Genomic DNA, 13,550 nt, shown 5'->3' on the forward strand with positions numbered 1-13,550 from the left:
CTTTGTTCATCTGGGGGAGGGGAGATCAGAAGTCCCAGCCCGGCTGCTCCTGGGGCGCGGCGGCCTCCTCGGCCTTGCGCTTGGCCGCCAGCACCCGGGCCTTGCGACCCCGGCACAGGCGCATCACCTCCTGCTGCTGGCCCGGGGTCATGGCGAGCCAGTTGAAACGCTCCGCCCGGCTGCGAAAGCACCCCTTGCAATACCCCTTGTTGTTCAACTGACAGACCCCGATACAGGGGCTCTGCAGGGGAAAGATTTCCAGCTGTTCCATGCCCGGATCCTCATGCCTTGTTACCCTGTTATAACCCAGATGATAAGGATTGAAAAAATAGTCTGGCTCCGGGCCCCGGCCGTTTGCTTTCCACGGGTAAATTTGGCATCTTCCACGCCGGATCTGGCACTCGGTGTTAAATGAGGACTTATGAACAGACACGCATACTGGTTGGCCGCAACCGTGCTGGGCCTGGCCGGTTGTGCCGGCGAGCCGCAGCCGGCCCCTCTCCCCAAGCCAAAGGCCGCTGACGAGGCCTGTTTTCTCAACTGTGCCCCGGTGGAAAATCTGGGCAAGCAGTATCTCGATGGCACCCTGCCCAGCGATCTGGTGCACGTCACCCAGGTCAACAGCCAGGCATCCCGCGATTTCAGCCGCTTCCAGGCCCAGAGTCAGCTGGTGACCCAGCGTTCGAGCCGGATGGCGGCACGCTATGGCGAGCTCTATCGCCAGCTGTCGCGCTGGGTCGCCCAGGGGGGGGATCCCGCTCGCATCGGACAATATGGCATCAGCCTGGCCCAGATGGGGGGCGCCGATCGCATGGGCAACATACTGTTCACCGGTTACTACTCCCCTGTGCTGGAGGTGCGCCATCGCCCGGATCGCGAATTCAAGTACCCCCTCTACGCCATGCCCAACTGCGGCGGCCGCTGCCCCTCCCGCGCCCAGATCCACCGGGGCGCCCTGGCCAATCGCGGCCTGGAGCTGGGGTACAGCAAGTCCCTCATCGACAACTTCCTGATGGACGTGCAGGGGTCGGGTTTCGTCCACTACGGGGACGATGATCGCCTGCAATACCTGGGGTACAGCGGCAAGAACGGTCACGGTTACGTCAGCATTGGCCGGGTACTGATCGACAGAGGGGAGGTGGCCAAGGAGAAGATGTCCCTCAAGGCCATCAAGGAGTGGGCCAATGCCCAGCCGGAGGAGAGCGTCAAGGAGCTGGTGGAGCAGAACCCCTCCTATGTCTTCTTCGAGCGCCGCCCCACCAACGACGTGATCGGCTCGGCCGGGATCCCCCTGCTTGCCATGGCTTCGGTCGCCGCCGATCGCACCCTGCTGCCCATGGGCACCCCCATACTGGCGGAAGTGCCCCTGCTGGACGAGGCGGGCAACTGGACCGGCAAGCATCAGCTGCGCCTGCTCATCGCCCTGGATACCGGTGGCGCCGTCAAGCGCGGTCACCTGGATCTCTACCACGGCATGGGGGAGAAGGCCGGTGTGGCCGCCGGCCACTACAAGCACTTTGGCCGGGTCTGGAAGCTGGGTCTGGGCCATGGCCCGACGGCGGCCCCCTGGCTCTGAGCCCCCGGCGTCGCCATGGGGGCCCAACGTAATAGATATGCCATCAAACCGCCGTTTTTCGGCGGTTTTTTTTACCCCGCCGCTGGCAAAGCGGCCCGCCAGGGCTGAGCCTTGCGGGAGGACAGAAGAGGGAGGTGATCGCCATATGAAAATCAAACCTAGGATGGGGCCAGCCTGTCTGCTGCTGGGGCTGCTGACGTGTCCGGCACTGGCCGAGGTGAAGGTGATCACCGTCTTCGAGGCCGAGGCCATGGTGCGCAGCCTGCGGGATCTCTATCCGGCCCTGGGGGTGAGTGCCATGGGCAATCAGCTGGTGCTGAGCGGCACGGCGCAGCAGCTGCAGGAGGCCGAGGCGCTGGTTGCACGGCTCAATCAGCCGCCCGCCATGCTGCTCATCGAGTGGCGGGTGTCCCAGGGCAGCGATACCCGGAGGGCCAGCCTGGGGGCTAGGTCAGGTGGCGATGGGGATTGGCGGGCGGGGGTGGCCCTGGGCCAGGGGCGCGAGCAGGGAGAGCAGGCCTGGCAGGTCCGCGGACTCTCCGGGCGCCCCGTGCTGCTGCAGCTGGGCAGCTATCGCCCCGTCAGCTTCTATCGCTGGCGTGGCGATAGGGTGACGGCCCTGCTGCCCATTATCAGCGGCCTCTATGCCAGCGCCACCCTGGTGGGGGAGCGGGTGCGGATCCAGCTCGCCAGCGAACAGGCGAGCCTGGGTCAGGGTGTGCCTGAGCATGGTCAGAGCGCGACCGAACTGGACGTCGTCCCGGGTCAGTGGATTGAGGTGGGGGCCCTGGCAGACAGCCGGCAGAGTCAAGCCCTGGGGCTGGGGCGCACCCTGGGGGGGAGCCTTGCAGAGGAGGCGCGCCAGCAGACCCTGGCCATTCGGGTGACCCCCCTCGACTGATGTCTCGTCAGGGTGGGGATGGCCTGATCGCCAAGCAAAGAGCCTTCATGATCAGGGCAAGGCCACCCGCGTCAGGCATCCGGGCCATGGGGCCTGTCCGCCGCATATTCTCGCAGCTGACGGCTTCTTAGCAGATACCAGAGGCTCCACAGGCTGGCGATCAGCACCAGGGCGTTGAGCCAGCTGAATTGCCAGCCCAGGCTCATCAGCGCGTGGATCTGCATGGCGAGGCCGCCGAGGGCGGAGACGATCAGCAGCTGGGGGCTCAGGCGCCGCAGCCGCGCCCGCCAGCCATCCGGGCTGGCGAAGGTGCCGCCACAGGCGAGCAGGGCCAGCAGGGCGGGCAGGTCGGTGAGCAGGCTCAGATAGAGGCTCCAGCGTTCGGGGTAGAGCAGGGCCAGCAGTTCGCTGCCCCCCTGGCGGGTGGCGCCGGCCATCAGAAACAGCCAGACGGCGCGGGTCAGCAGCAGGGCGATGGGCCAGAACCAGAGGGGAGGGCGCAGCTGGCCATGGTCATCGTAGCGGTGGTCGGGATAGAGGGTCATGGGACGCCAGTTCGAGCAAGGATGTTGCTGATATGGGGACGACGGTTCGGCTTGCAAGAGGAGGGGGTGAAAAAGCGGGCCGTCTGGGGGCCTGGCAGGGCCGATAAAAACGAAGGGGCCCCTGGCCCCTGTCGCTGCTCATGAAGGGATTGGCGTCAGAGCCAGCCCTTGCGCTTGAAGAAGAGTCCGGTGCCCAGGGATGACATCACCATGAGTACCAGAGACATGGAGTAGCCATATTCCCATTGCAGCTCGGGCATGCGACCGAAGTTCATGCCGTAGATGCTGGCGATCAGGGTCGGCGGCAGGAAGATGACGGCGGCCACCGAGAAGATCTTGATCACCTTGTTCTGCTCCAGGTTGGTCACCCCCATGGCGGCCTCGAGCTGGAAGTTGATCTTGTCGAACAGGAACTGGGTGTGGGGCAGGAGGGACTCCACGTCGTGGAGCATCTCGTCGATCCACTTGTTCTGCTCGTTGCTCATCTTCTGGCGCAGGCTGCGCTTGAGGAAGCGCAAGGCACGCCGGGTATCGTGCAGGGAGAGACGGATCTGGCCGTTGGCCTCTTCCTGGGCCATCAGCTCCTTGAGCATGGGGTTGATCTGGTCGGGCTCGAAGATCTGATCGGCGGTGTTCTCCAGGGTCTTGTAGCCATCTTCGATGAGATCGGAGAGGTATTCGACCTTGAGGTTTTGCACCTCCAGCAGGATATCCAGGGCATCTTCCACCTCCAGCCTGTCCTGGCGCATATAGTGGCGCATCAGCCGCACCAGGCCGATGTCGTCCTCGCGAATGCTGATCAGCAGGTTGTTGCGCAGGGTGAAGGAGACGTGGACCCCCTTGGTGTCACGGCCGATGCGCTGGGGAAACAGGGAGTGGATGTGCAGGCCATCCGTGTCCCAGTAGAAACGGGCGGAGGCCTCGATGTCGTCGAGCTCTTCCTTGTCGGGGACCTCTTCCAGAAAGAGCCCCGTCAACCATTCTCGCTCCGCGCCGTCCGGCTTGTAGGCATCGAGCCAGACAGTGTTGTCGGGCAGGATGTCGTCAGGCCCGAGCGTGACGATGTCGAGCACCTTGTTGTTGAGGATGTAGGCGGTGATCATCTGTCCCCCTTAAAGTCTTGGGTGGGATGGTTGAACAGGTTCATGCGGCGTCGATCACGAGAAGGGGATCGTATGAAGCATAGCGGGGCCGATGGGCAACCTGACTGCGGCGAACTATACAGGCGCTCGCCGTCAATGTCAGGGCCTATTCAGCTGATATTCATCCTGTTTGTCCAAAAAACCGCCCTGGTCGGATCACATGTTGGGGTAGTTGGGACCGGATCCCCCCTGGGGCGGCGTCCAGACGATATTCTGGCTGGGATCCTTGATGTCGCAGGTCTTGCAGTGGATGCAGTTGGCGCTGTTTATCTGGAATCTGGGACGCTGCTCGGTCTCGACTATCTCGAACACCCCGGCCGGACAGTAACGCACCGCGGGCTCGGCCCAGGTGGGCAGGTTGACCTGGATGGGGATGCTGGCGTCCTGCAGCCGAAGGTGGCAGGGCTGATCCTCGTCGTGCTGGGTGTTGGCCAGATAGACGGAAGAGAGCCTGTCAAAGCCGAGCACCCCGTCCGGCTTGGGATAGTCGATGGGCTGGCAGCGATTGGCCGCCTTGAGGGCGCGGTAGTCTTCCTCCTTGTCCAGCAGCCTGAACCCGCCGCTCCCCCGCAGCAGGCGCTGCTCCAGCCAGTTGAAGGCGCCCCCCAGCAGGGGGCCGAATCTGTGCAGGGCGGCGCCGAAGTTGCGGGCGCCCTTGAGATCCTGGCCGAGCCAGCTGGCGGCCAGAGCCTGCTGGTAGTGGGCAAGGCTCAGGCCAGCGGCCATCCCGGGGGCCAGATGGGGGGCCAGGGTCTCGGCCGCCAGCAGACCGCTCTTCATGGCGCCGTGTATCCCCTTGATGCGGGAGAAATCCAGGGTGCCGGCGTCGCAGCCGAGCAGCAGGCCCCCGGGAAAATCCATGCGCGGCAGGGAGTGCCAGCCCCCCTTGGTGATGGCGCGGGCACCATAACCGATGCGCTCGCCGCCGCGCAGGGTGGCGGCGATGAGGGGGTGCTGCTTGAGGCGCTGAAATTCGTCGAACGGACTGAGCCAGGGATTCTGGTAATTGAGATCGACGATGAGTCCCACCGACACCTGCTGGTCCCCCTGATGATAGAGATAGAAGCCGCCATGGCTCTGATCCTGACCGCCGAGGGGCCAGCCACTGCCATGGAGCACCCGCCCGGGATGGGATTGCCCCGCAGGTACCTGCCACAACTCCTTGAAGCCGATGGCATAGTGCTGGGGCTGGAGGTGGCTGGCCAGGTCGAAACGGGCGATCGCCTGCTTGCCGAGGTGGCCACGGGCCCCCTCCGCCAGCAGGGTGTAGCGGCCGAGCAGGGCCATGCCGGGCACATGGTCCCCCTTGGGGTTGCCTGCCCGATCCAGCCCTAGATCCCCGGTGAGCACCCCCTTGACCACTCCGGCCTCCACGATGAGCTCGCTGGCGACGAATCCCGGGTAGATCTCGACTCCGAGGGATTCGGCTTCCCTGGCGAGCCAGCGACAGAGGTTGCCCAGACTGATGATGTGACAGCCCTGGTTGCTCATGCTGGGGGGCAGGGCCCAGTGGGGCAGGCGGCTGGCGCCGTCGGCACTGCGCAGCAGCCAGAGCTGATCATCCTGAACTTGGGTGCCAAGCGGTGCCTCTTGCCAGCGATCCGGCAACAACTCCTTGAGGGCGCGGGGATCGAGCAGGGCGCCGGAGAGGAGATGGGCGCCAACCTCGGCGCCTTTTTCCAGCAGGCAGACACTGCAATCCGGGGCGCGCTGCTTGATGGCGATGGCGGCACTGAGCCCGGCCGGCCCGCCACCGACGATGACCACATCGTATTCCATTGCTTCTCGTTCCATCTTGCCTCTGCTCTCGACTTGGCCTAGGGTAGTTGGTGTTAGTTTACGTAAACGTAAACCTGTCTGTAAACTCTCGGCACGCAATAGTTGATGGGGGGCGTATCTGTCGCCTCCCCGAGGAAACGCGGGATAAGGAGTGTTCGAATGAAGCTGCTGGTAGCAGTCAAACGGGTCGTCGATTACAACGTCAGGATCCGGGTCAAGAGCGATGGCTCCGATGTGGAGCTGGCCAACGTCAAGATGGGGATCAACCCGTTTTGCGAGATAGCGGTGGAGCAGGGAGTCCGGCTGCGCGAAGCCGGGGTGGCGAGCGAGCTGGTGGTGGTGACCCTGGGGCCGGAGGCGGCGGCGGAGCAGCTGCGCCATGCCTTGGCTCTGGGGGCCGATCGGGCGCTGCATTATGTTACCGACGAGCGGCTCGAGCCCCTGACCGTGGCCCGGGCGCTGCAAGGGATCTGCGAGCGGGAGCGGCCGGATCTGGTGCTGCTGGGCAAGCAGTCCATCGATTCCGACAACAACCAGGTCGGCCAGATGCTGGCGGCCCTCAGTGACTGGCCGCTGGCCACCTTCGCCTCGGCCATCGCACTGGACGGGGAGGAGCTGCGGGTGACCCGGGAGGTGGATGGCGGCCTGGAGACCCTCGCCATGGGGCTGCCCGCCGTGGTGACGGTGGACTTGCGTCTGAACGAGCCGCGTTTTGCCTCCCTGCCCAACATCATGAAGGCGAAGCGCAAGCCCCTGGAGAGCCAGCCCTTCTCGGCCCTGGCCATTGCACCCACCGACCATCACAGGCTGCTCGGGGTCATGGCGCCGCCGCCAAGGCGCGCCGGCATCCGGGTCGGCTCGGTGGACGAGCTGGTGGACAAACTCAAGCACGAGGCGAAGGTACTGGGATGAGCACACTGATCATTGCGCAGCAAACACAAGGTTCCCTCATCGCCAGCACGGCGCGTCTGGTGGGGGCTGCCAGCCTCCTGGGGGGAGAGATCCACCTGTTGCTGATTGGCCAGAATCCCGGCCAGGGCGCCGAGGAGGCGGCCCGTCTGCAAGGGGTATCGCGGGTGCTGCTGGCTGAGCTGGCTGAGGCGTGGTGCGACGGCCTGGACGAGCCCCTCGCGGCCCTGGCCCGGGATTATCACCATGTGCTGATGGCGGCGGGCACCGAGGCCAAGGATCTGCTGCCTCGGGTGGCGGCGCGCCTGGGGATGGAGATGCTCTCCGAGGTGACCGCCATCGAGGGAGCCGATACCTTCGTGCGCCCCATCTATGCGGGCAATGCCCTGGCCCGGGTGCAGAGCCGCGCCCCCATCAAGCTGATGACGCTGCGGGCCAGCAGCTTCGGCGCGGCGCAGCAGGGAGCCGAGAGTGCGCCGATTGAGACGCTGCCCCCCCTGGCCATAGCGGCGCGCACCCGGCTCGTCTCCCGTCAGGCGGTGGTGTCGAGCCGTCCCGAGCTCGGCAACGCCCGGGTGGTGGTCTCCGGGGGCAGGGCCCTGGGCTCGAAAGCGCAGTTCGCGCTGATCGAGGCCCTGGCGGACAAACTGGGGGGGGCGGTCGGCGCCTCCCGGGCCGCCGTGGATGCGGGATTCGTCGGCAACGATCTGCAGGTGGGTCAGACCGGCAAGGTGGTCGCCCCCGAGCTCTACATCGCCGTCGGCATCTCGGGGGCCATCCAGCATCTGGCGGGCATGAAGGAGTCCAAAGTGATCGTCGCCATCAACAAGGATGGGGAGGCCCCCATCTTCCAGGTTGCCGATTATGGCCTGGTGGGGGATCTCTTCACCCTGCTGCCCGAGCTGACCGCCAAGATCTAGCCGTCCGGCTATATTGGCCGGGCAAGCTGGGCCCCCTCGGCTCTGCTTGCCCGGCCCCTTGCTCCTCGGTGGGGCGCAGCGTCATGACATTTCATCAACCCGGCCCGGGGCAGGGGGCGCAAACCTTGACCCAGCTCCCAAAAAGCCTTTGCCGAAGGGGCGCTGTTTCGTGTAAAAACGGGGAAGTCTTCCACTCTTTACCACCTCACGGAAAGTGTCATGAGCAAACAGGTTTACAACTTCTGCGCCGGCCCAGCCATGTTGCCGGTCGAAGTCATGGCGCGCGCTCAGCGCGAATTTTGTAATTTCCAGGGATTGGGTGCCTCTGTCATGGAGCTTTCCCACCGTGGCAAACCCTTTATGGCGGTGGCCGAGAAGGCCGAGGCCGACTTGCGCGCGCTGCTCGCCATTCCCGCCAACTACAAGGTGCTCTTCATGCACGGCGGTGGCCGCGGCCAGTTCTCCGCCGTGCCCATGAACCTGCTGGGAGGCGCCAACAAGAAAGCGGATTATCTGCTGACCGGGGTCTGGGCCCAGAGCGCCGTGGACGAAGCCCACAAATATGGCGACATCCTGACCCATGCCGGCGTGGTCAAGACGGCGCAAGGGGTGAGCCAGCTGCTGCCGACCCCGGCGTTTCGCAGCGATGCCGCCTATGTGCACTACTGCCCGAACGAAACCATCGATGGCATAGAGATGTTCGACATCCCGGCCACGGGGGACGTGCCCCTGGTGGCGGATCTCTCCTCCACCATCCTCTCGCGCCCGATGGACGTGAGCCGTTTTGGCGTCATCTATGCCGGTGCCCAGAAGAATATAGGGCCATCGGGCCTGGCCATCGCCATCGTGCGGGACGACTTGCTGGCCCAGGCCAGGAGCGACGTGCCTGCGGTGTTTGACTATGCCCTGACCGCCAAGCACGACTCCATGTTCAACACCCCCCCCACCTATGCCTGGTACCTGGCCGGTCTGGTGTTCGAGTGGCTGCGCGAGCAGGGGGGACTAGAGGAGATCGAGGCGCGCAACCGTGCCAAGGCCGAGCTGCTCTACGGCTACATTGACGACTCCAGCTTCTACGCCAACCAGGTGGATACGGCCTGCCGCTCGCGCATGAATGTGCCGTTCCAGCTCAAGGATGACAGTCTGGACAAGCTGTTCCTGGCCGAGTCTGAGGCTGCCGGTCTGCTGGCGCTCAAGGGACACCGCATCGTCGGCGGCATGCGCGCCAGCCTCTACAACGCCATGCCCCTGGCCGGGGTCGAGGCGCTGGTGAGCTTCATGGAGCGCTTCGCCAAGCAGCACGGTTGAGTGCAAGGGGCATGCCCCTTACCGCCGCGCACCGGGCGCGGCACAGGCCAGTCATATGGGGCGGCGCAGCTCGGGGCGCCGCCTCGTCTCACCTTGAACCTTCCCTGCGGGCCGGCGAGGAGAGGGGCAAGCAAGAGCCTTGCCCTCGCTCTCCTTGGCTGTTAACGTCCGGGCAGGTGTTTTTTGATATCGGTACAGGAAGGCTATGAATTCGTTGCGTTTGGAACCTATTGCTCGGGTCGAGGGGGTGGTCAATCTACCCGGCTCCAAGAGCGTGTCTAACCGGGCCCTGCTGCTGGCGGCGCTGGCGCGGGGCACCACCCGCCTCACCAACCTGCTCGACAGCGATGACATCCGCCACATGCTGGCGGCGCTGACCCAGCTCGGGGTCAAGTACAAGCTCTCCGCCGACAAGACGGTGTGCGAGGTGCAAGGGCTGGGTCGCAGCTTTGCGGTCGCTGAGCCTGTCACCCTGTTTCTCGGCAACGCCGGCACCGCCATGCGCCCCCTGTGCGCCGCCCTGTGCCTGGGATCTGGCGAATACATGCTGACCGGCGAGCCGCGCATGGAAGAGCGCCCCATCGGCCACCTGGTGGATGCCCTGCGCGAGGCCGGTGCCCATGTGCAATACCTCAAGCGCGACGGCTTCCCGCCACTGGCCATCGATGCCAAGGGGCTGTGGGGCGGCGACGTGCACGTCGACGGCTCCGTCTCCAGCCAGTTCCTCACCGCCTTCCTGATGGCGGCCCCCATGGCGGCCGGGGATACCCGCATCCACATCAAGGGTGAGCTGGTTTCCAAGCCCTACATCGACATCACACTGCACATCATGAAGCAGTTTGGCGTGGTGATAGAGCACGACAACTACCAGACCTTCTACATCAAGGGCAACCAGAGCTATGTCAGCCCGGGTGACTTCCTGGTGGAGGGGGATGCCTCCAGCGCCTCCTACTTCCTCGCCGCCGGTGCCATCAAGGGCAAGGTGCGGGTGACCGGGATCGGCAAGCACAGCATCCAGGGCGACATCCACTTCGCCGACGTGCTGGAGAAGATGGGGGCCCGCATCACCTGGGGTGACGACTTCATCGAGGCCGAGCAGGCCCCCCTGCACGGCATCGACATGGACATGAACCAGATCCCGGATGCGGCCATGACCATCGCCACCACGGCCCTGTTTGCCGAAGGGCCCACCGCCATTCGCAACATCTACAACTGGCGGGTGAAGGAGACTGATCGCCTGCACGCCATGGCGACCGAGCTGCGCAAGCTGGGTGTCGAGGTGGAGGAGGGGCACGACTTCATCCAGGTGACGCCGCCAGCCCGCTTGCACCATGCCGAGATCGACACCTACAACGATCACCGTATCGCCATGTGTTTCTCCCTGGTGGCGCTGTCGGATACCCCGGTGACCATCAATGATCCGGGTTGCACCTCCAAGACCTTCCCCGATTATTTCGACAAGCTGGCCAGCATCAGCCAGGATGCCTGAGTCATCCGCTGATTGCGCAGTCTGATCACGACCCGTCGAGGCCCGCACCCTGCGGGCCTTCTTGATCTTGCCCCTCCCTAGCAGCATTCCTGTAACATGCAATCACTGGCCTAAAAATATTTTATCAGGGCATGTAATTTTCTATTTACACTCCCGGGCCCCTCGGGCTAGATTGGTGCAAGCAATGTGTCTAGCCAAGCAGGAAGCCGAAGTATGCAGCATCAAACCGATGACGTTCGTATTAGTGAAATCAAAGAGTTATTACCCCCGGTTGCGGTGCTTGAGAAGTTTCCGGCGACCGAGGCGGCCGTCTCTACCGTATTTGAATCCCGCCAGGCCATCCACCAGATCCTGACTGGTGAAGATCAGCGCCTGCTGGTGGTGATAGGTCCCTGCTCCATCCATGATCCGGTCGCGGCCGTCGAATACGGCAAGCGCCTCAAGGCGCTGCGCGAGCAGTACAAGGATCAGCTGGAGATAGTGATGCGGGTCTACTTCGAGAAGCCGCGCACCACGGTGGGCTGGAAGGGGCTGATCAACGATCCCCATCTGGACAACAGCTTCAAGATCAACGACGGCCTGCGCATCGGTCGCAAGTTGCTGCTCGAGCTCAACGATCTGGGCATGCCGACTGCCTCCGAGTTCCTCGACATGATCACCCCGCAATACGTGGCGGATCTGATGAGCTGGGGCGCCATTGGCGCGCGCACCACCGAATCCCAGGTACACCGTGAGCTGGCCTCCGGTCTCTCCTGCCCGGTGGGCTTCAAGAACGGCACAGACGGCACCATCAAGGTGGCGATTGACGCCATCGGCGCCGCCAGCGCGCCCCACCACTTCCTGTCGGTGACCAAGTACGGTCACTCCGCCATCGTCTCCACCGCCGGCAACCCGGACTGCCACATCATACTGCGCGGCGGCCGTGAGCCGAACTACAGCGCCGCCCATGTCGGCGAGGTGGTGACAGGGCTGGAGAAGGCGGGCCTGCCCCAGAAAGTGATGATCGACTTCAGCCACGCCAACAGCAGCAAGCAGTTCAAGAACCAGATGCGGGTGGCCGAGGATGTGGCGGGCCAGATCCGCGCCGGCAGCAAGGCGGTCTTCGGCGTCATGGTGGAGAGCCACCTGGTGGAAGGGCGCCAGGATCTGGTGGAAGGGTGCCAACTCACCTTCGGTCAGAGCATCACGGATGCCTGCATCGGCTGGGACGACACCGAGACCCTGCTGCGCACCCTGGCAGAGGCGGTGGCCGAGCGCAACGCAGCCTGATGGCAGCCTGGATCCAGTAAAAAAGCGCGACTCGGTCGCGCTTTTTTGTGGGCGTCGTGGCGTGCCAGGGTCCCCGGCCGGATCAGCGACGATAGGTCTTGAGCAGGGCCTCCAGGGTCTGGCACTGGGTGACCAGGCGGGCGCTGGCGAGGCTGGCCTCATGGGCCTGGCCGAGGGTGTCGTTCGAGCGGCTTCTGATCTCATGGACGGCGCCGTCCACCTCCTGGCAGACCCTGTCCTGCTCCTCGGCCGATTGTGCCATCTGGGCATTGAGATCATTGATGCTGGCGATGCGGGTGATGATGGCCTGCATCGCCGTCAGGGTATCCTCCGTCTTGCCTATGCTCTCCTTCGCCTTGACCCTGGCATCCCCTATCACGGCCACCGCGCTCTGGGCCTCTTTTAACAGGGCGGCTATCATGCCGGCAATCTCCTCGCTGGCGGTGCGACTGCGGCTGGAGAGGGCGCGCACCTCCTCCGCCACCACGGCGAAGCCGCGTCCCTGCTCCCCGGCCCGGGCCGCCTCGATGGCGGCGTTCAGGGCCAGCAGATTGGTCTGATCCGCGATCCCCTTGATCACCTCCAGCACCCCGTCCACGGCGAGGCAGCGGCTGTCGAGCTGCTGGATCACGGTATCCACTCTGGCTATCTCGGCCGCCATCTCGTCCATGTCCGTGATGGCATGGCGGGCGAGGCTGCTGGTGTGGGCCGCGTCCTCGTTGGTGAGGGCGGAGAGTTCGGCGCTATGGCGAGCGTGTTCGCGCACCTCGTGGGAGCTGGCGGCCAGCTCGCTCACCGCCGTGGCGACCTGGACCGTCATCAGCTCCTGCTGACGCGCCGCGTGCTCGGTGCGCGTCGCCCCCTCGCGGATCTGATCCGATCCCAGATAGAGCTGGGCGGTGGCCCCCTCTACCTCGGCCAGGCTGTGGCGAAAACCCTGCACCATCTCATCGACCGCCCGAGTCATCTGGCCCAGTTCATCCTGGCTGTGATTGACCAGGGGCAGGGAGAGATCCCGCTCCCTGGCCATCTGCATCATGGTGCGCTGCAACCGGTTGATGGGGCCCTTGACGTGCCGTTGCAGCACCCACCACAGCAGCCCGAACCCCAGGCTGAACACTGCCCCCAGGCAGCCGCTCAGCAGCCAGTTGTTGTGGCGGATCTCGGCAAAGATATGGCTCAGGTCATAGCTGATGCGCACGGCCCCCATGACGGTCCCCTCGGCCACCTGATGGCAGGTGAGGCACTGGGTGCCGCGGTACTCCTTGTAAGCCTTGAAGGGTTTTATCAGGGTGAGCTGGCTGCCTTTTTGCTCGAGGAGCGTCTCCCCCTGCTCAATGGCCCGCTTGTCCCACCCGTCGACTATCTGCTGATCAGCATGGCCCGGGCCAAACAGCGAGCTGACGGCGGGGGCGCGGATCAGGCGGGCCTCAGTGATGCCGGCCTCGCTCTTGATCTTGGTCTGCACCAGGGCCCGATTGGCAATGACCCCGGTCATCATCATGACGTTGAGCTGATCCATGTAGCTGTTGGCGGTACTCTCCACCTTCTCGCCCGCCAGGCGCAGGGCAAGATCCCGCTGCAACCAGGTGGAGAGCTCGAAGCTGAGGGTGAAGCTGGCCCCAATCACCAGGGCAAGGGGGAGGAAGATTTTCCAGTTGAGGGAGAGGTTTTTCATGGGTAACCGGATCCGTGCGGCAGAAAGGGGAGCC

General features: G+C 64.5%; 12 protein-coding genes. 7 read left to right on the plus strand and 5 right to left on the minus strand.

Features of this window, described 5'->3' with window-relative positions; all coding sequences use genetic code 11:
* Positions 1 to 25: 25 nt before the first annotated feature.
* The gene (locus tag ACEUCR_RS01030) at positions 26 to 271 is read right to left on the minus strand and encodes a DUF1289 domain-containing protein (RefSeq protein WP_392441014.1); all 246 of its coding nucleotides are present in this window, start codon (positions 269 to 271) and stop codon (positions 26 to 28) included.
* A 150-nt stretch (positions 272 to 421) separates the two neighbouring features.
* Between ACEUCR_RS01030 and mltA the strand changes: the two genes are divergently transcribed.
* Positions 422 to 1,576 carry a murein transglycosylase A gene (mltA, locus tag ACEUCR_RS01035; RefSeq protein WP_408774594.1) on the plus strand — a complete coding sequence of 385 codons (1,155 nt, stop codon included), beginning with the start codon at positions 422 to 424 and terminating at the stop codon, positions 1,574 to 1,576.
* Positions 1,577 to 1,721: 145 nt separating this feature from the next.
* On the plus strand, positions 1,722 to 2,477 hold the full coding sequence (locus ACEUCR_RS01040; RefSeq protein ID WP_408787564.1) for a hypothetical protein: 756 nt from the start codon (positions 1,722 to 1,724) through the stop codon (positions 2,475 to 2,477).
* Between the two features lie 71 nt (positions 2,478 to 2,548).
* Here the strand turns inward: ACEUCR_RS01040 and ACEUCR_RS01045 are convergent, their stop codons facing one another.
* From ACEUCR_RS01045 to ACEUCR_RS01055, 3 genes are all read right to left on the minus strand, one after another.
* Positions 2,549 to 3,022: a DUF2919 domain-containing protein gene (locus ACEUCR_RS01045; protein WP_041992174.1), complete on the minus strand. Its 474-nt coding sequence runs from the start codon at positions 3,020 to 3,022 to the stop codon at positions 2,549 to 2,551.
* A gap of 155 nt (positions 3,023 to 3,177) precedes the next feature.
* Positions 3,178 to 4,125: a magnesium/cobalt transporter CorA gene (gene corA / locus ACEUCR_RS01050; RefSeq protein ID WP_041992177.1), complete on the minus strand. Its 948-nt coding sequence runs from the start codon at positions 4,123 to 4,125 to the stop codon at positions 3,178 to 3,180.
* A gap of 195 nt (positions 4,126 to 4,320) precedes the next feature.
* Positions 4,321 to 5,958, minus strand: coding sequence for an electron transfer flavoprotein-ubiquinone oxidoreductase (locus ACEUCR_RS01055; RefSeq protein WP_041992180.1), 1,638 nt, complete (start codon positions 5,956 to 5,958; stop codon positions 4,321 to 4,323).
* A 144-nt stretch (positions 5,959 to 6,102) separates the two neighbouring features.
* Here ACEUCR_RS01055 and ACEUCR_RS01060 point away from each other — a divergent pair, with 144 nt between their 5' ends.
* The 5 genes from ACEUCR_RS01060 (at position 6,103) to aroG (ending at position 11,838) form a co-directional block, all read left to right on the plus strand.
* Positions 6,103 to 6,855, plus strand: a complete 753-nt coding sequence (locus ACEUCR_RS01060; RefSeq protein WP_408774599.1) for an electron transfer flavoprotein subunit beta/FixA family protein — start codon at positions 6,103 to 6,105, stop codon at positions 6,853 to 6,855.
* Positions 6,852 to 7,772, plus strand: coding sequence for an electron transfer flavoprotein subunit alpha/FixB family protein (locus ACEUCR_RS01065; protein ID WP_408787566.1), 921 nt, complete (start codon positions 6,852 to 6,854; stop codon positions 7,770 to 7,772). Before ACEUCR_RS01060 ends, ACEUCR_RS01065 begins: the two co-directional genes overlap by 4 nt.
* Positions 7,773 to 7,991: 219 nt before the next feature.
* Positions 7,992 to 9,080: a 3-phosphoserine/phosphohydroxythreonine transaminase gene (gene serC, locus ACEUCR_RS01070; protein ID WP_041992189.1), complete on the plus strand. Its 1,089-nt coding sequence runs from the start codon at positions 7,992 to 7,994 to the stop codon at positions 9,078 to 9,080.
* A gap of 205 nt (positions 9,081 to 9,285) precedes the next feature.
* Entirely contained in the window at positions 9,286 to 10,569 is a 1,284-nt protein-coding gene (gene aroA, locus ACEUCR_RS01075) for a 3-phosphoshikimate 1-carboxyvinyltransferase (RefSeq protein ID WP_392441032.1), read from the plus strand.
* 213 nt (positions 10,570 to 10,782) lie between these two features.
* Positions 10,783 to 11,838 (plus strand): 3-deoxy-7-phosphoheptulonate synthase AroG, encoded by a 1,056-nt coding sequence (gene aroG / locus ACEUCR_RS01080; protein ID WP_111872695.1) that lies wholly within the window; start codon positions 10,783 to 10,785, stop codon positions 11,836 to 11,838.
* An 82-nt stretch (positions 11,839 to 11,920) separates the two neighbouring features.
* On the opposite strand, the gene ACEUCR_RS01085 is transcribed toward aroG, so the two are convergent.
* On the minus strand, positions 11,921 to 13,516 hold the full coding sequence (locus tag ACEUCR_RS01085) for a methyl-accepting chemotaxis protein (RefSeq protein ID WP_408787568.1): 1,596 nt from the start codon (positions 13,514 to 13,516) through the stop codon (positions 11,921 to 11,923).
* Between the last annotated feature and the right edge of the window lie 34 nt (positions 13,517 to 13,550).

The sequence above is a fragment of the Aeromonas bivalvium genome (assembly GCF_046078285.1).
Lineage (GTDB): Bacteria > Pseudomonadota > Gammaproteobacteria > Enterobacterales > Aeromonadaceae > Aeromonas > Aeromonas bivalvium.